Annotated in this window: 17 protein-coding genes; 12 read left to right on the top strand and 5 right to left on the bottom strand. The window is 53.8% G+C overall.

The features are described 5' to 3' along the window. From ABJ076_RS18670 to flaF (ABJ076_RS18645), 6 genes are all read left to right on the top strand, one after another. The coding region (locus tag ABJ076_RS18670; protein ID WP_348191671.1) for a flagellin at positions 1-574 on the top strand (574 nt) is incomplete at its 5' end. A 203-nt stretch (positions 575-777) separates the two neighbouring features. Then, positions 778-1,194, top strand: coding sequence for a flagellar biosynthesis repressor FlbT (locus ABJ076_RS18665; protein ID WP_348185215.1), 417 nt, complete (start codon positions 778-780; stop codon positions 1,192-1,194). Then, positions 1,194-1,631: a flagellar biosynthesis regulator FlaF gene (flaF, locus tag ABJ076_RS18660; RefSeq protein WP_348185213.1), complete on the top strand. Its 438-nt coding sequence runs from the start codon at positions 1,194-1,196 to the stop codon at positions 1,629-1,631. Before ABJ076_RS18665 ends, flaF (ABJ076_RS18660) begins: the two co-directional genes overlap by 1 nt. Positions 1,632-1,686: 55 nt before the next feature. Beyond that, on the top strand, positions 1,687-3,636 hold the full coding sequence (locus ABJ076_RS18655; RefSeq protein WP_348185211.1) for a tetratricopeptide repeat protein: 1,950 nt from the start codon (positions 1,687-1,689) through the stop codon (positions 3,634-3,636). Positions 3,637-3,778: 142 nt separating this feature from the next. Then, positions 3,779-4,711 carry a flagellin gene (locus ABJ076_RS18650; RefSeq protein ID WP_348185209.1) on the top strand — a complete coding sequence of 311 codons (933 nt, stop codon included), beginning with the start codon at positions 3,779-3,781 and terminating at the stop codon, positions 4,709-4,711. 33 nt (positions 4,712-4,744) lie between these two features. After that, positions 4,745-5,119: a flagellar biosynthesis regulator FlaF gene (gene flaF / locus ABJ076_RS18645; protein ID WP_348185207.1), complete on the top strand. Its 375-nt coding sequence runs from the start codon at positions 4,745-4,747 to the stop codon at positions 5,117-5,119. A gap of 19 nt (positions 5,120-5,138) precedes the next feature. On the opposite strand, the gene ABJ076_RS18640 is transcribed toward flaF (ABJ076_RS18645), so the two are convergent. After that, the gene (locus ABJ076_RS18640) at positions 5,139-6,773 is read right to left on the bottom strand and encodes a hypothetical protein (RefSeq protein ID WP_348208705.1); all 1,635 of its coding nucleotides are present in this window, start codon (positions 6,771-6,773) and stop codon (positions 5,139-5,141) included. Between the two features lie 246 nt (positions 6,774-7,019). Here ABJ076_RS18640 and flgK point away from each other — a divergent pair, with 246 nt between their 5' ends. The 4 genes from flgK to ABJ076_RS18620 all read left to right on the top strand — a co-directional run bounded on the left by flgK (position 7,020) and on the right by ABJ076_RS18620 (position 11,221). After that, a complete protein-coding gene (gene flgK, locus ABJ076_RS18635) occupies positions 7,020-8,483 on the top strand; it encodes a flagellar hook-associated protein FlgK (RefSeq protein WP_348191679.1) in 1,464 nt (487 codons plus the stop codon). Between the two features lie 15 nt (positions 8,484-8,498). Beyond that, entirely contained in the window at positions 8,499-9,503 is a 1,005-nt protein-coding gene (locus ABJ076_RS18630) for a flagellin (RefSeq protein WP_348191682.1), read from the top strand. Between the two features lie 177 nt (positions 9,504-9,680). Further along, on the top strand, positions 9,681-10,070 hold the full coding sequence (locus ABJ076_RS18625; RefSeq protein WP_348191685.1) for a hypothetical protein: 390 nt from the start codon (positions 9,681-9,683) through the stop codon (positions 10,068-10,070). A gap of 221 nt (positions 10,071-10,291) precedes the next feature. Further along, a complete protein-coding gene (locus tag ABJ076_RS18620) occupies positions 10,292-11,221 on the top strand; it encodes a tetratricopeptide repeat protein (protein ID WP_348191687.1) in 930 nt (309 codons plus the stop codon). Between the two features lie 53 nt (positions 11,222-11,274). On the opposite strand, the gene ABJ076_RS18615 is transcribed toward ABJ076_RS18620, so the two are convergent. From ABJ076_RS18615 to ABJ076_RS18605, 3 genes are read right to left on the bottom strand one after another with little or no spacing between them, the layout of a single operon-like run. Next, on the bottom strand, positions 11,275-11,721 hold the full coding sequence (locus ABJ076_RS18615; RefSeq protein WP_348191690.1) for a hypothetical protein: 447 nt from the start codon (positions 11,719-11,721) through the stop codon (positions 11,275-11,277). A 1-nt stretch (position 11,722) separates the two neighbouring features. Then, positions 11,723-12,058 carry a rod-binding protein gene (locus tag ABJ076_RS18610; RefSeq protein ID WP_348191693.1) on the bottom strand — a complete coding sequence of 112 codons (336 nt, stop codon included), beginning with the start codon at positions 12,056-12,058 and terminating at the stop codon, positions 11,723-11,725. A 13-nt stretch (positions 12,059-12,071) separates the two neighbouring features. Beyond that, complete coding sequence (locus tag ABJ076_RS18605) at positions 12,072-13,166, bottom strand: flagellar basal body P-ring protein FlgI (protein ID WP_348191813.1); 1,095 nt, start codon at positions 13,164-13,166, stop codon at positions 12,072-12,074. Between the two features lie 285 nt (positions 13,167-13,451). Here ABJ076_RS18605 and ABJ076_RS18600 point away from each other — a divergent pair, with 285 nt between their 5' ends. Then, a complete protein-coding gene (locus tag ABJ076_RS18600) occupies positions 13,452-13,874 on the top strand; it encodes a flagellar assembly protein FliX (RefSeq protein ID WP_348191695.1) in 423 nt (140 codons plus the stop codon). A 176-nt stretch (positions 13,875-14,050) separates the two neighbouring features. Then, the gene (gene dksA, locus ABJ076_RS18595; protein ID WP_348191698.1) at positions 14,051-14,467 is read left to right on the top strand and encodes an RNA polymerase-binding protein DksA; all 417 of its coding nucleotides are present in this window, start codon (positions 14,051-14,053) and stop codon (positions 14,465-14,467) included. Positions 14,468-14,609: 142 nt separating this feature from the next. On the opposite strand, the gene flgH is transcribed toward dksA, so the two are convergent. Further along, positions 14,610-15,374: a flagellar basal body L-ring protein FlgH gene (gene flgH / locus ABJ076_RS18590; RefSeq protein ID WP_348191702.1), complete on the bottom strand. Its 765-nt coding sequence runs from the start codon at positions 15,372-15,374 to the stop codon at positions 14,610-14,612. Positions 15,375-15,399 lie beyond the last annotated feature (25 nt).

Below are 15,399 nucleotides of genomic sequence, written 5' to 3'. Positions count from 1 at the left end.
CGGTATCTCCAACTTGCTTTCCGATATTCGCGGAAAGCTTACCGAGCTTTCCAACGAAGGTATTACGACTGCACAGCGGAATATTCTCCAGTCTGACTTTAACGAGTTGCTCTCGCAGGCTGGAAACTTCATCGCCAATGCTTCCTTCAATGGCACGAACCTGATCGAGTCCGGTGCGGGCAGCATTAATACGCTCTCGAATTTGGCCGGTGGCGTGTTGGGGCTGACGGCACAGAGTGCGGTTAACACGCAGGTGGGTAGTCTTGCGGGAGCTACTGTTGCTACTGCTACCAACGCACAGAGTGTGATCGCGAACCAGTATTCCAACCTCGAGTCCGTCGTGAACACTGCACTTGGCTCTCTCGGTGCCGAAGTGCGAGCCCTTAATCTGCAGACGCAGTTCCTTGAGGAAATTCGGGACGCAACCGATGAAGGTCTCGGCAACTTGGTCGATGCCGATCTGGCACGCGAGTCCGCCCGACTTACTTCTTTGCAGGTGCAGCAGCAGCTGTCCACACAGACTCTCGGGATTGCTAACCAGCGCCCGCAGTCTTTGCTTGGCCTGTTCCGTTAATAGGGTACCAAACTTACTTGGAAATCGGGGGAAGAAATTCCCCCGATTTTTTTTGTCCAAAATTCGTCGGTACCTAAATTATTTTACTGAGAGCGCTCGCAGGCCTTGTGCGACCTCGTCAGTGATGTGACGAAGCGCATTTTCCGAATTGCTGATTTAGTGTTATGTATGTGCAATCAAGTCGGTTGCGCAGGTTCTGAAGAATGCCTTTAAAAATCAATGTGAAGCCGGGTGAGAAATTTGTCGTTAACGGCGCTGTCATGGTTGCTGGGAAAAAAGGCGCGTCTCTGGTGCTCCAGAACGAGGCGACTATCCTTTTAGGCAAAGACATCATGCAGGAAGAGGATGCGACCTCGCCGGCTAAGCGTATCTACTTTACCATTTTGTTAATGTATCTGGATCACGATGATCCCGATCAATATCGTGGCATGTTCCTTGAGTTCGTTGAGAGCTTTCTTGAGGCGACGACGTTCAAAGAAGTGCGGATGACGCTTTTAAACCTGGTCCAGGATGTGAACGAAAAGCGGTTCTACAGAGCTTTGAAAACCTGTAAGGCGTTGATTAGTTATGAGGCTGAAATTTTCAAGATTGGCGCGCCAGAAGTGGTTGGGAGCAATTAATGTCCGGCATTGACGCCTACAAAAAAACCATCACTCAGACTGCGACGTCACGCGATACAGAGTACCGCCTACTGGCGCAGGTTACCTCTGAGCTAATCAAAGCCGTTGAGAACAAAAAGGGCGCGATGAATGACCCAGCCAAAATGGCCCAGGTTGCGTCGGCGCTGAATTGGAATAAACAAGTTTGGGATATCTTCGTAGAAGACTGCGGCACTGCGGGCAATCAGTTGCCCCGAGACCTGCGTGCAGCGATTGTGAGTCTGGGTATCTGGGTAACGAAGGAGACTGCAATTGCTCTTGAGGGCGAGGGAGATATCGATTCTCTGGTCGCTGTGAATAGGGACATTATGAAGGGCCTCAAGCCGTCTCAGTCGTCAGAAAACCAGACATCGCTGAAACCATCAGGTGCTGTAGGCTCAATTCTGGATCAAGCCTGAACACGCCAGATTTTTGTAGTGTTGCATCTGATACGCGGCCGGCTTGGAGCACGCAATGACTCCTGAGCAGCGCGCCGAATATCTTTCAAAGCTTCTTGAGCGTTCCATTGTTGCGCATCAAGCCGGTGATTTTTCCGAAGCGGAACCGGGATACCGCGAAGTACTCCGGCAATTCCCTAAACATCCTGTAACGCTTGATCTTTTTGGTACTTTGCTCTTTCAGACTGGGAGAGTTGAAGAGGCGCTAGATCCGCTTGAAGAAGCCGTATCACTCGACCCTTCGCGCGGTCCGGCATGGAACCATTTGGGCTCGGTCCGCGCCGCTTTGTATGATCAGACAGGGGCTCTTCAGGCATTCCAGTCGGCGGTAGAATCTGATCCAGACAACATAGACGCGTGGCTAAATCTCTCCCGCGTTGCGGAGGAAATTGGAGATCATTCTCTTTCAAAAAGTGCGGCCATGAATGCGACTGATCTTTTTCCTGATAGCGCCCCGGCGCAAGCGCGACTGGGCGCATTACTTATGAGTTCCGGTGCAAGAGATGAAGCACTGAAGCCACTTTCCCTTGCGGTTCTCTTGTCGCCTCTTGATGCCGAACCTTACCTACATGCTGCGATTGCGCTCTCATCAACCGGCGATGAGCAGGCAGCGGAATTTTCGGTTCGCAAATGCCTTCTCATTGCGCCGGAAAAGGTGGCTCCATACCCTCATCTCGTTGAGTTACAGAAAAGCAGAGAGCTTGGCAGCGGTATGATTGACGGGCGTGTATGGGCGTGCCGTGCGACTAGGGTCACCCCGGCTGATGCTCTGTTGTGGGCGCATTTGGGCGAGGAGTTACTACGTTACTTGGAAGTCGATGACTCAATCACTGCGAGCCAGCGTGCCCTTGTTCTTGACCCGGCCAACAATATGGCGGCTTTCAATTTACCCAAAGCACTGCTTAGCGCAGCCAAACATAAAGCATCCCGAGCGGCGGCTTATCGCGGGCTTGTTGTCTCGCCAAGTGAAGACGCATTTCACATCTTGATTGCGGAAGTTGAATTCGCGCTAGGGAATATCGAAACTGGCTGGAAGCACTTTGATATCAGGCGAACAGCGCGCTTTGGATCGGAAAGAATTGGTTTGCCACCATTCTGGGACGGTGACGGAAATCCAGGCCGTTTGCTTGTCGCTGCCGAGCAGGGGGTTGGTGACGAGTACATGTACCTTTCCGTGCTGCCTCAGCTGAGGGAGCGATGCTCGAAGGTAACCGTCGAATGTGACAAAAGGAATTTGCCGTTATTTAGGCGGACTTTCCCGGATATCGATTTTGTCGAGCGGCAAGTTATAGGTCGCGAAAATGCTGACCCGTATTTCGACTACAGACATCTTACCAGAGAACGTGTTTTTGATTGCGCAATCCTCGCTGGCTCTCTTCCCAGCCACTTTCTTAAAGACCTGTCAAAACCGGGACCTGATCGGATCTTTGATGTTGATCCAGTGGAGCGGCGGTACTGGAGGGATCGGTTCTTGGGAAAGGGAGAGGGGCCATGGGTTGGTCTCTGTTGGCGTAGCGGAGTCGCTGGCGGATTGCGTAACCAATTCTATTGCAGCGCGACGGACATGGTTCAGGCGCTTGGCACTGGAACGGCAAATTATGTAAGCCTGATCTACAATCTTCAGCCTGGAGAATTGGATGAAGCTCAGCAACTCTCTGACTCTGTCGTTTATGACCCAGAAGGTATAGACCAGAAGAATGAGCTGGACCGAGTGGCGGCGATGTTGTCTGCCCTGGATGCCGTTGTTTCAGTGGATACAGCCATCTCACCATTGTCGGCTTCTATAGGAACGCGAACCATCCGGCTAGGATGGAGCCATCTCCTATTAAGCGATGGTTATGATGCTCTTCTCGGCTCCTGCCATCCAATGACCAGCAGACTAGAACGCTTCGACATTGATGTGTCCTTGCCACGGGCGGCGAAGGTTTTGCCGAAAATTCTTAAACCGTCTACGGACGGCAATTAGTGTCCGTGTGCAGCTGCAAAAAATGCCGGTTTTCCACTGTTCTCTGCCGCTTGACATTTAGTCGATCTCTTTTTCTTGTGAAAAAATTATAAATATCAATTAGTTAGTCTTCCTTCTCTGTTTGGCCCGACAATTGCGATGTATGGGCCAAGACAGTGGTTCGTCGCTGTTCCTGCCCGGCAAAAAAGACCATGTCCAAGAAATGGACTGGATGCTGAAGGGCGGAGGCGACGCGAAGAGAGAAGGAACACTGGAAATGGTTAGCAACTCGATTCTGACAAACCCGGAGGCTCTGGTCGCGCTACGCAATCTCGAGCGCACCAATAACCTCTTGGCTCAGACACAGGACCGAGTCTCGACCGGTCTGAAGGTAACCGGGGCAGAGGATGACGCTTCGAACTTTGCTATTGCGCAGGGAATTCGGGGAGACTTGCGAGCCTTAAGCGCGATTCAGCAGGGATTGAACAACACCAAGGGTATTGCTCAGGTTGCGCTCGCTGGTACAACCTCGATTTCGGATCTTCTCGCGGATGTCCGGCAGAAGCTCACCGAGCTTTCGAACGAAGGTATTACGACGCAGCAGCGCAGTATTCTACAAGACGATTTTAACGAATTGCTTTCACAGGCACGTAACTTCGTCTCTAACGCCGTGTTCAACGGGATAAATGTCCTTAATACGGCGACTGCGGTGAATACGCTGTCAAACTTGAACAACGACACGATTACTCTGCGTGCTCGAGACCTGTTGACTGACATCAACTCGCTCGGCGGCGCTACGCTGGTGACAGCAACTAATGCGCAGAGCGTTTTGACGTTTCAGTATTCCAATCTGGAATCGACCATCAACATCGCGCTCGGGCAGCTCGGCGCAGATACGAGAGCGTTGAATTTCCAGACAGAATTCCTGACCGAAGTCAGCGATGCGACGGAAGAGGGGCTCGGAAACATCGTTGATGCCGATCTCGCCCGCGAGTCTGCTCAACTTACCGCTTTGCAGGTGCGTCAGCAGCTTGGCGTCCAGGTTCTCAGTGTGGCCAACAACGCGCCGCAGGTTCTCCTGGGTCTGTTCCAGTAAACAGTGGATCTTTAGTTTTTGGAGGATCGTAAAGTGCGTCAAGGTTATGCCGCATATTCGAACGTTCAAACCAAGACCGAGAGTCCTCAGCAGATCGAGTATCGCTTGCTTGGTCAGGTAACGAGTGCTTTGCGCAAGGCGCAGGAAGATACGGCCACGTTGCAGGACAAATTGAATGCCGCTTTGTGGAACGGGAAAGTCTGGGACGCATTCCTCTGTGACTTGTCCGAGCCGGGTAACACGCTGCCAGAGCAACTCAAGAAGAGCCTAATTCAGCTAGCCCGTTGGGTGGCACAGGAAATTGAACTTGTGATCCAGGGCAAGGCTGAATTGAAGGCGATGATCAACGTGAATCGTCAGATCATGGAAGGCCTTCAGGATCAGTTCCGGCTTGCTGAGGCCAGCTAACGGGCTGATCCCCGAAACGTTACTTCAAACGGCCGCCTTTTGACAGCATCCGGGTAAGATAAGGGATCGCTTCATTTATCAATGCAGACCAAGAGCCGTCGCCGGATTTTATGAGACTGCATTCTTCTGGAAACCATGGATCAGTCTTCGCACCCAAGAAAGTGGCACCCCGCTCGGAATGAAGTCCAATTGACGGCGTAGCCACCGCGCCGGCGATCATCAGCACTGATGTGTTCGGCGATATAACCAGATCAAGGGCGGCAATCATTGCAGCCACCCTGTCTAGTTCATTTCTCTGGTCGATCCCCGCAGGAATATATAGTTGCTTCGTGGAAGCTTTCTGAATGGCCGTTCTTTCAGAGGATGACATGTCATATTGAAGGCATACGGGCAGGAAATCAGCGCCTTTTAGAAACGGGACGATGTCTTGTAGCTCCGGGTAGTTGTGCCGGGCTCCGGCCCGGCGCATACCGCTGCGCCAGCTCAAGCCGACTGCGGGTTGTTTTCCGGTTGCGCGAAAATGATCTTTCCAGTGTCTGGTTTCAGTGACGTCTGGTGTTAGATACCCCGCTGTCCGTGGAAAGGCTTCGAGAGACGGGCGTACAAATGATTGCAAGTCGGCGAGCATAATGTACCGACCAATGCCATGTTCTTCGACAAGCGGCCGGTATTGGGCCGTTGGCGGATTGCTGTCTGAGCGCTGGACTTTCTCGACAACCGTCAGGCCCGGAAAGGAGCGCGCGAAGAGCGTTGCCAGGCGTTTGTCAGATTCCAGAATGACAGGGCCGCCGAAGCGTTTTTGTATGTCCGGGATGCAGGAGGCAAAGCGGATCTCGTCTCCGATACCCTGTTCGTGGCAGATCAATAAGCTTTGTCCGTCCCTGCATGGCCCACCGTTCCATTCTTCGGGTAACCCCTGGCGTATTATCAGAATTTCCGGCTTCAGATGGCGCCAGAAATTGCGGGCCTGCCCATGTTCGATTTCGCCGGCACTCAGTAAGGCGTCTGTCAGACCGTGCTGTAAGGCCGTATTCCCTGGCTCCAGCACGCACGCGCGCGTCGCGCTTTTGACACCGTCCGGCATTCGGCCGATGCTTTGCTCAAGCAGCCGCAGGTTGTTCAGCGCTTGCGGTGCCGCTGGAGTCATTAGCAAGGACTTGCGATAGGATATAATGGCCTGGCTTGCCTTGAAGGCATCGAAGAAAGCCCGGGCTTCCTGAAAATAATATTCTGGAGTTGGTGCTGAAGTCTTGGCGACAGCCTGCAAGGCTGACAAGGCTTCCTCTGGCAGCTCCAGATCATTGAGCACTGCCGCGTAAGACAGTTGCCAGCCTGCTTCTTCCGGAAGCAGGACCATTGCTTTCTCGAGCGATATACGTGCGTTGAAAGGATCGCCGCGTAGCCGTTCCGCCTCGGCTATATTCCGCCAGGCCTCTGGATGATTGGGTGCTATTACCAAAGCGTGCCGTAGCTGGGGCCATGCATCATCTGGTTCACCATCGGACAGGAAGATGCAAGAGAACCTGTTGATGCAGTTTGCATCTCCGGGAGCCAGCAAGAGTGAGCGGTGAAAGCTATCAATGGCTTCTGCGGACTTGCCTGCTTGAAAAAGAGCCAGCCCATAGAAATGCCAGAAGTGGCTCAAATCCTGCAATTGATGTGTGACGGCTTCATAAAGGGGTAATGCCTCTCCGATCCGGCCCGCAGTATGGACCGCGAGAGCGTTTCGAAAGGCCTGGACCGCAACAGCTCGAGAATATGTCGACATTCGCCGATGCTGCACTAACCGCAGTATATCGGAAAGTCTTTCTGTAAGCGTCCTAAAGCTCAAGCTGGCCCGGTTCTTGCTTCCATGCTTTCGAGGCACTTTGCCTATGAGACTTCGGAGGTGATAGCCACCATGTCAATTAACAGCGCTCTTATTGCGGCAACATCTGGCCTGTCCGCAGCTCAGGCCCGAATCGATGTAGTGTCCCAAAACGTGGCGAATGCCGCGAACGAGACGTATACGCGGAAATCGCAACAGCTCCAGACCCGGATCATCGGCGGTCAGGCGCAGGGTGTTGATCTTGGCGTAGTGGTGCGAACGGTAAATGAAGGCTTGCAGAAAGATATTCGCTCCCAGCAAGCAACCGTTTCCGAGCTGACGGTACTGGACAGTTATCTTGAGCGTTTGGTTGAATCTTTTGGGCGGCCCGGCGACGACGATTCAATATCCGCCAAGATTACTGATCTGAAGGAAAAGCTTCAGGCCCTGTCGATCGCTCCCGAGCTTGGAGCGAACCAGGCAGAAGTCTTGCGCGCTGCGGAAAGCGTGGCGGCAGAATTCCAGGAACTCACGCAGACGATCAGTAATCTGCGAAAAGAAGCAGACCGACAGATCGCGGACACCGTCGAGCTTGCAAATACGGCGCTGGACAATATCGAGACGCTAAATGACTCCATAGCGACACGAAGGACCCAGGGGCTTACGACCGCCGATCTTGAGGATAACCGTGATAAGTTCGTTGAAGAGCTGTCGCAATATATGAACATCAATGTAATTGAGCGCTCGAATGGCGAGCTGACCATTCTGACCGGCGATAGCCGATTGTTGCTCGATGACACAAAGTTCCCACTCACTTTCGTCGAAACGTCTCTTTTTACGTCGACTACGGCCGGTCAACCTTTGCGAATTGAAGATGGGCTTCCCGGCATTGCGACGAACCCGGATATTTCTTCTGAGGTGTCCGGTAAGGACGGAGAGTTAGCGGGTCTCCTCCGGATTCGCGATACGATCCTGGTCGAAGCCCAGGATCAGCTGGACACTCTGGCACACGAATTGGCGAACGATCTGGATACCTTTACAATCAACGGCACGGTTGCGGTGGTCAACTTGTTCGTAGATGGCGGTGGTGCGGTTCCGGCCGACGCACTCGGTAACGAGCAGGGCTTTGCGGAAGTCATACAAGTTAATCCTCTGGTGACTGCTACGCCGTCAATTCTCGTAACCGGCGGTGCCGGGAGCACATATGTTGCCATTGGTTCCGGTGATCACCGCGTCGCAAATGCCATGCTTGATGTGTTTCAGAATACCCAGACTTTCGTTGCCGGCTTCGGGCTGACTGCCGATAACAGTCTTGAAGGCTTTGCCGCCGAGCTGGTTGGCTTTCAGGCGAACCAACATGCGACTTTTGAAAGCCAGCTGACGTTCGAAACGAACTTCCGTGACACGCTGGTACAGACCTATCGGGACGAGAGCGGTGTCAACACGGATGAAGAGCTGGCCAAACTGATCGAGCTTGAGGCCGCTTTCGCTGCCTCCGCGCGCGTCTTGCAGACTGTCCAGCAGTCGCTTGACGAACTCGTTAACATTATACGTTAAAGAAGGAGTGAGACGATGCGTGTCGCCACCCTGACAATGTCACTACGGGCACAGAATACGGTTTTGAACCTTCAAAACCAATTTTCGCGTGCGCAGGAGCAGGTTTCAACCGGCAAGATATCGCAGATCTACAGCGGTCTGACAGGCGATGATGCACGTGTCTCGATCCAGCTTCGTGAGGAAATTCAGACCAAGGAATCCTACGTTACCACTATCGAACAGGTGCGAACGCGGACAAAGATCATGGAATCTGCGCTGACCGGGATTCAAGATCTTGCCGAGCAAATGAGGGTTGAGCTTATCAATCAGCAGGAAGGCAAGTTTGACGATACGGCTCCGGTGTTGAAGCAGTTTGCGGATTCCGCCATTGACCAGCTCGTAAGCCTTTTAAACACCCAATCCGAAGGGCGTTATTTGTTTAACGGAACAGATGTTTCGACTGCGCCTGTGGATGATGCCGCAACTCTGAAAACGGCGGCTTTTGGCGCAATTCCTGCGCTTGCTGTCGGCAACTCAGCGGTTGTAATAGGGGCGTCAGCAACTCATTTCGGGACAGATGCGACCTGGAACAATGTTGCCGGGCTTGTGCCAGGGCAGACAAAGCCGTTTGCATTCGACGCAGCAGAAGGTGTTCGCCTGGAGTTTGGCGAACTTGCCAACGATGACTCAACCTTCGAGGAACTTTTTGAGGTTCTCTCCATATTCGCTGACGTTGATTTCGCCGCTGGTCTTGATAACGATTATCGTGCTTTGGTTAATGATGGTTTGGCAAGGGTTGAGACGGCGGCCGATGAGATTGGCTTGATGATTGCGTCTCTTGGCACAACGCAGGCTCGAATGACTGATATAGAATCACAGCATAAGGATGATAACACATTGCTGTCGAATCAGCTTGATGGCGTTGAGAACGTTGACCCTTATGAAGCGGCGGCAGAATTCCAACTGCTTCAGGGGCAGCTCCAGGCCGCCTATCAGACGACGGCATCCCTCCGGCAGCTGTCACTCGCCAACTATATTTAGAGTAACGGGAAAATTTCGCTGAACTATCTATAATACATGGAGTTATCCTTGATGGCTGCATTTTCTTAAAATTGCATAATGATGCCTGGATGACTCGACATTCTTGTTGCAGGGTGATATATATATTTCAGGTTGCCGATAAAAGGCAGGTTACTTTACTCCAGAATGGAGATGGTCATGGTCGAAATCCTTTCCGGGGCGACCGCCGCACAAACAGTTGCGAAAACCGTCCCTTTGCCGTCGCTGCAGGCATCGATTCCTGATTCTGCCAGCCCCTCCACAAGCGCGTCTTCTGACTTTTACCTGAGTCCGGTCATAAGATTTGACCCAGAAGCTTTGGCTGTGATTTTCGAACTTCGTGATAGTAGTTCAGGCGAAGTGACGAAACAGTTTCCTCCAGAGCGCGTCGTTCGCGAACTTCAAAAAAGCGCTGGTCTTGTGCAGGAACCAGTCGAGACGTCGGAGCAAGCTCCAGGCGCCGTCGTGGAGGCGAATGCGAATGCTGCTGGAAGTAGCGAGTCTTCTCCGAATGCCGGAGCGGAACAGGAAGTTGACGTTCTGATCTGAGTTGGGTCGGCGGCTTCGTGTCGACGCTGCTATAAACTTGGGGTGAATATGATAAAGGGCGAGGGCCACCGGTCCGGCGCCCTTGTTTGTTTTCCGAGCCGCGATTTTATGGATAGATGCAGAGCATTTTAGGCAAGGGGTGTTTCCGAAAATTCCCCTACTGACCCAACTATGTTACGAATTACAAAATGGATTTGAGTATGTCGATGGAGGATTCCAGCGTGAGTGACGAAGACGCGATCAATGAACTGCTGAAGCGCGGTATCAGCCATCATGAAGCCGACGAAGTCGTTGAGGCGCGCAACATCTATGTTGAGATCCTGGAACGAGATCCGCAGAATCACAAGGCGCTGGATCTTGCAGGTTTGCTCTGCATGCAGTGCGACGAGCTTGATGCTGCGGCGGATTTTTTCACATCTGCCATAGAGCTTGATCCGGAATCCGGTCGTTACCTCTGCCATGCAGGTACTCTTGAACTGCATCGAGGAAATTTCGCGCGGGCGATTGAGCTGCTTAAGAAGGCGATTTCCAACGATCCCGAGATCAGTGAGTCATTCCTCTCTCTTGCTCTGGTCTATCGGTCTGAGAAAAAAATTGGCGATGCGATTTCTGTGATCGAAAATGGCCTTTCTCATGATCCGGACAACAGCCGGCTTTTGACTTGGCGCGGTATTCTTGAGGTTGATAGGGAAGATCTTCCAAGCGCTGCCGAATTTCTGCATCAGGCAATAAATGCCGACAATGAGAACATTGAGGCAATGGTGACGCTCGGTAATGTAATGATGGAGCTTGATGAACTGGATATAGCAGAGCGCTGCTACGTCTCAGTTAAAGAGCGTACTCCAGGCGATCTCGGGACGCGTTGCCGTTTGTCTGTCCTGCTTAAACGAATGGGTAAGCGTAACGAATCTGTGACCGAACTAGAGGCGGTGTTCTCCGAGGCACCTGCGGAAAGCGACAGCTTTAACGAGATGGCACTGTTGCTTGAGACCCTCGGGAACAACGACGATGCCATCGTTGCTGCTGAACGAGCGGTTGCGCTAGACGCGAGAAACGCGGCAAGTTTTGAATTGCTCGCGCGCCTTCATGGCAAGGCTGGAAACGAGGAAGCGGCAAAAGATGCTGAAGAAAGGGCTTCCGCCCTTTCCTGATTGATCGTGCGGTTTAGAGCCTTTTCATCGAGTGCGGTGCGTGCGCCTAACCATCAAAGACTTTTGCTGACGGCTGCTACCGGCTGTGCCAAGGGGGCATAGGCGGCATAACCCGTGCGTGTCTTCCCGAATGTCGGTGCATCGGAATCGATTCCGCGCTGTTTGCGCACTGATTCCATGATCAGCGACACCACCCGCTCTGCCGCATCGTGACTGGAGCGCAGCGCCAGCATGTTGTCCGCCAAAGTACAGCGGAAGCGCTGATAGAGTTCGCGCAACTCTGTCCGGTCGTCATCAGGGACACCATCCAGCACTTCCGGATGGGCACGCACTTCCGTCTGATGTTTGTCGAAGGAAAGGGACAGTTGACGCTTGCGTGCCTGAAGCTTGTCCAGCGTCTTGAATTCGCGCTTTTTCAGCAATGCGGTTTCTTCATTCAAGAGCTTCATCAACCCGATCATGCTCTCGCGGAATGCCTCTACGATGGAATAGTCAGGCATTTCAACGTACCTCCTGCAAAGAGATCAACTGGCGTTCAATGTTGTCGGCAAGTCCGATACCGCCTGTGCCCGCCATTTGTTTGCCGTACTCATCGACCAGCAGGTCGCGGTAGATATCTTCTGCCTGGCCGCCGCCAAACATCGGATTGCTTTCCATTCCCTTGAACATGTGGCCGAGCATCTGGCTGATGAAGATGCCCTCGAACTCTTCGGCCGCTGTTCGAATTTCCGTCTTGTCGCCCGAGGCGGTCTGCAGTTTTTGGACTGCGGCGTTTGTGCGAGCAGTTTGGGCATGAGCACTGGCGGCGGCGGAGTCAGCGAGGGATGTGGTCTGCATCTTTCTGCTCCCTTTAAAGGACTTGAATTTCGGCTTGCAGAGCGCCTGCGGCCTTGATCGCCTGCAGGATAGAGATCAGATCGCGCGGGCCGATGCCAAGAGCATTCAGCCCATCGACTAACTCCTGGAGGGTCACGCTCTGGGCGAGAATGGAAAGCTGCTTGTCTTCGTCCTGGTCGATCTCGATCTGGGTTCTCGGGACAGTAACGGTTTCGCCAGTCTGCGCGAATGGCTGAGGCTGAGACACCTGCGGTGTTTCCGTGATTCGGATCGTCAGGTTGCCTTGGGCGATCGCCACCGTGCTGATCCGCACGTTCTCGCCCATCACGATGATTCCCGTGGTCTCGTTGATCACGACCTTAGCGGCAATGTCCGGAGTCACGCGAAGCTGTTCCACGTCAGTGATGAGCGCAACGGCGTTGCCCCGATAGTTTTCAGGAACGATCATCCGGACGGAGGCGAGATCGTTCGCCTGGGAGATTGGTAAGCCGATAAAGGCGTTGATCGCCTGGGAGATCCGTCGTGCGGTTGTGAAGTCAGGGTTTTTAAGAGCGATGGTGACGGTTTCCATGGATGACATGGAAAACGCGATTTCCCGTTCGATAACTGCACCGTTGGCAATGCGTCCATTGGTCGGGACGCCCTGGATAACACTCTGTCCGTCTCCGGCGGCAGAAATTGCCCCGGTCGCGATTGGCCCCTGGGCCACGGCATAGACTTCTCCGTCCGCGCCAACCAGCGGTGTCACCAGCAAGGTCCCGCCCAACAGGTCCTCGGCATCTCCGATAGCGGAGATGGAAACGTCAATCCGGCTACCTTGTTTGGAGAAGGGGGGGAGTGTCGCTGTAACCATAACAGCGGCGACATTGTCGGTGTCGAGATCATCGTTGCGGGCATTGACCCCGAGACGTTCGAGCATGCCGACCAGGCTTTCGCGGGTGAAGATTGCGCTTCCGAGATCGTCGCCGGTGCCGTTCAGGCCTACCACGAGCCCGTAGCCGACCAGTATGTTCTCGCGGACGCCTTCGAAATCGACAATGTCCTTGATGCGTGTCTGGCCGTGCGCGGGCTGTGCCGGCGCGGCAATTGTCAGAGCCGCCGCGACCATAAAGCCAAGGATGGAGCTTGTGAAAAGCGATAAGCGGGTCTTCGTGTTGTCTTGCGGCCGCATCTCTATCGGTTCCTCGTGTTCTCTTGGAGCCGTCTCTCGGACTCAGTTGGTCGAGGTTATGCGAATACCGTGCCAGTTGTTCAGCAGATATAGCCCGAAACGCCTGTCACATGCTTTTTTGAGATTGGCTGAGATCGAATAGGCAGGAATTCACAAGGCTTTATTCGCTATGACGGCGTCTTGCCGATAGTGTATGACTCCGGAATAGATAGGATTTGCACTATGAAAATAGATCCATCACGCCGTGTCAGTACTCCCGCTGCCCGTAAAACCTCAAAGTCGGGCAGTGCCGGCGGGACACAATTTTCCGGTCTTCTGGACGGGGCTCAGGAAAGCGCGTCCGCGCAAGGTTCCGGCCCGGCAATGTCGGTTGACGGGTTGCTCGCCGTTCAGGAAACAAACCCGGATGGTCGTGGTCGGGGAAAGCAGGGCGCGGAGCGCGGGGAAGATCTGCTGGGTCGACTCGAACGGATTCGCGACGGACTTCTTATGGGAGCCATCCCTGAATCTGAATTACGTGCTCTTGCGACCAGTATCACGACAACGCGAGAACGGAGTTTTACCGACCCCCGGCTAGGCGAAATACTGGATGAAATTGAGCTCCGGGCTCGGGTGGAACTCGCAAAACTCGGCACTTTTTTGTGAGTTTCTGAGTTGGTTGAAAAATTCTTATTTAATTTCAACTGCTTGAGCGCGTGAAAAGTGATGCGCGTCATCTGCAAACAGAGGGTTGAAAACGAGTGGGCCCCGGACATATACTCCGGCCGCTCGAAAAGGGCAGAAAGCTTGCCTTTCATTGGCCTTTGTCTTGGAGGACCGGGATGAGCGTCACTTTGCCGCCGGACTACACGCCGTCGGAAGACGAAGAGTTTATGAGTTCAAAGCAGCAGGCGTATTTTCGCCAGAAGCTGCTTAAGTGGCGGGCAGAGCTTCTGCACGAAGCGAACGAGACGCTGAGCCACTTGACCCAGGAAAACCTGCAGAAACCGGATATGGCTGATCGTGCCTCGCTTGAGACAGATCACCAGATCGAACTGCGGACCCGTGATCGCGAACGCAAGTTGATCAGCAAGATCGACTCGGCGCTGCAGCGGATCGAGGACGGCAGCTACGGGTATTGTGAAGAGACGGACGAGCCGATCGGCTTGCGGCGTCTGGAAGCACGACCGATTGCGACTTTGAGCCTTGAGGCTCAGGAGCGGCATGAACGCCTTGAGCGAACACACCGCGACGACTAAGTACGAATTATCTATGAGACCAAAGAAAAGGCCACTCCTCCGGGAGTGGCCTTTCTTTCGTTCATTTGAAATTGTTGCCGCGAGCGCCGTATCTGTTCAAGGCTAAGCCGGGCGGTAAATCTTACCGCCCGGAGCCGCTGGATCAGAAGGGCATCAGGATTTCGAGAGCCTGGGCACCATAGCGCTGTTGCTGCAGGTCGGAGATCTGGCCGCGGCCTCCATAGGCAATGCGGGCTTCCGCCATCTCGTCATAGCTGACGGTATTTTCGGAAGTGATATCCGCTGCGCGGATCACGCCGCCGACCACGATCTCGCGGACTTCCATGTTGACCCGGACCTCCTGACGGCCGAACAGCACCATATTTCCGTTCGGGAGCTGCTGTGTCACCACGGCGGCAACACGCAGGTTAATAGTTTCGTTGCGGTCGATCCGGCCGCGACCGTCATTGGCGAGTGATGAATTTAGGTCCACGAGGCCTGCTCCGGTCGTCCCTTCGGCGAAGACATCGCCCAGAAGGCTCTGAGCCCCAAACAGCCCATTCACATTGAGGCCATCCGTATGTGTGCGATCGTGCCGGGTGCGGTTATCGATCGCGGCATCGTCTGCAATCTCAACAACGACGGTGATGATGTCGCCGACCTGACTTGCGCGCTGGTCTTCGAAGAAAGCGCGGGACCCTTCGACCCAAAGTGAGTTTGCCTGCCGGGTTGCTGTGACCGGTGCCGGCATCGGCATGGAGACTGGCCGGTAGTTGCTCGCCTGCGTCGGGTTCTGGATCGCCGAGAGTTCCGGTGTTTTGCCGATGTCGGCAAGGCGCTGGAAGAGGTTGCAGGCGCTGACGGACATCCCAATCAGGACAACAGCTGAGATGCGGGAGATCACAGCGGGGAATGATTTGTTTTTCATCGTTTCGGTTCCCTCAAAGGAGTGT

This window comes from Nisaea sp. (assembly GCF_039990255.1).
GTDB lineage: Bacteria > Pseudomonadota > Alphaproteobacteria > Thalassobaculales > Thalassobaculaceae > Nisaea.
Note: the sequence above shows the minus strand (reverse complement) of the source record. Positions and strands in the feature narration are given on the sequence as shown.

What these genes read in the sequence shown, in the direction of transcription:
- ABJ076_RS18665 (WP_348185215.1), top strand. Translation starts at nt 778, where the DNA reads ATGCCTTTAAAAATCAATGTGAAGCCGGGTGAGAAATTTGTCGTTAAC.
- flaF (WP_348185213.1), top strand. Translation starts at nt 1,194, where the DNA reads ATGTCCGGCATTGACGCCTACAAAAAAACCATCACTCAGACTGCGACG.
- ABJ076_RS18655 (WP_348185211.1), top strand. Translation starts at nt 1,687, where the DNA reads ATGACTCCTGAGCAGCGCGCCGAATATCTTTCAAAGCTTCTTGAGCGT.
- ABJ076_RS18650 (WP_348185209.1), top strand. Translation starts at nt 3,779, where the DNA reads ATGGGCCAAGACAGTGGTTCGTCGCTGTTCCTGCCCGGCAAAAAAGAC.
- flgK (WP_348191679.1), top strand. Translation starts at nt 7,020, where the DNA reads ATGTCAATTAACAGCGCTCTTATTGCGGCAACATCTGGCCTGTCCGCA.
- ABJ076_RS18630 (WP_348191682.1), top strand. Translation starts at nt 8,499, where the DNA reads ATGCGTGTCGCCACCCTGACAATGTCACTACGGGCACAGAATACGGTT.
- ABJ076_RS18625 (WP_348191685.1), top strand. Translation starts at nt 9,681, where the DNA reads ATGGTCGAAATCCTTTCCGGGGCGACCGCCGCACAAACAGTTGCGAAA.
- ABJ076_RS18615 (WP_348191690.1), bottom strand. Translation starts at nt 11,721, where the DNA reads ATGCCTGACTATTCCATCGTAGAGGCATTCCGCGAGAGCATGATCGGG.
- ABJ076_RS18610 (WP_348191693.1), bottom strand. Translation starts at nt 12,058, where the DNA reads ATGCAGACCACATCCCTCGCTGACTCCGCCGCCGCCAGTGCTCATGCC.
- ABJ076_RS18605 (WP_348191813.1), bottom strand. Translation starts at nt 13,166, where the DNA reads ATGGTCGCGGCGGCTCTGACAATTGCCGCGCCGGCACAGCCCGCGCAC.
- ABJ076_RS18600 (WP_348191695.1), top strand. Translation starts at nt 13,452, where the DNA reads ATGAAAATAGATCCATCACGCCGTGTCAGTACTCCCGCTGCCCGTAAA.
- dksA (WP_348191698.1), top strand. Translation starts at nt 14,051, where the DNA reads ATGAGCGTCACTTTGCCGCCGGACTACACGCCGTCGGAAGACGAAGAG.
- flgH (WP_348191702.1), bottom strand. Translation starts at nt 15,374, where the DNA reads ATGAAAAACAAATCATTCCCCGCTGTGATCTCCCGCATCTCAGCTGTT.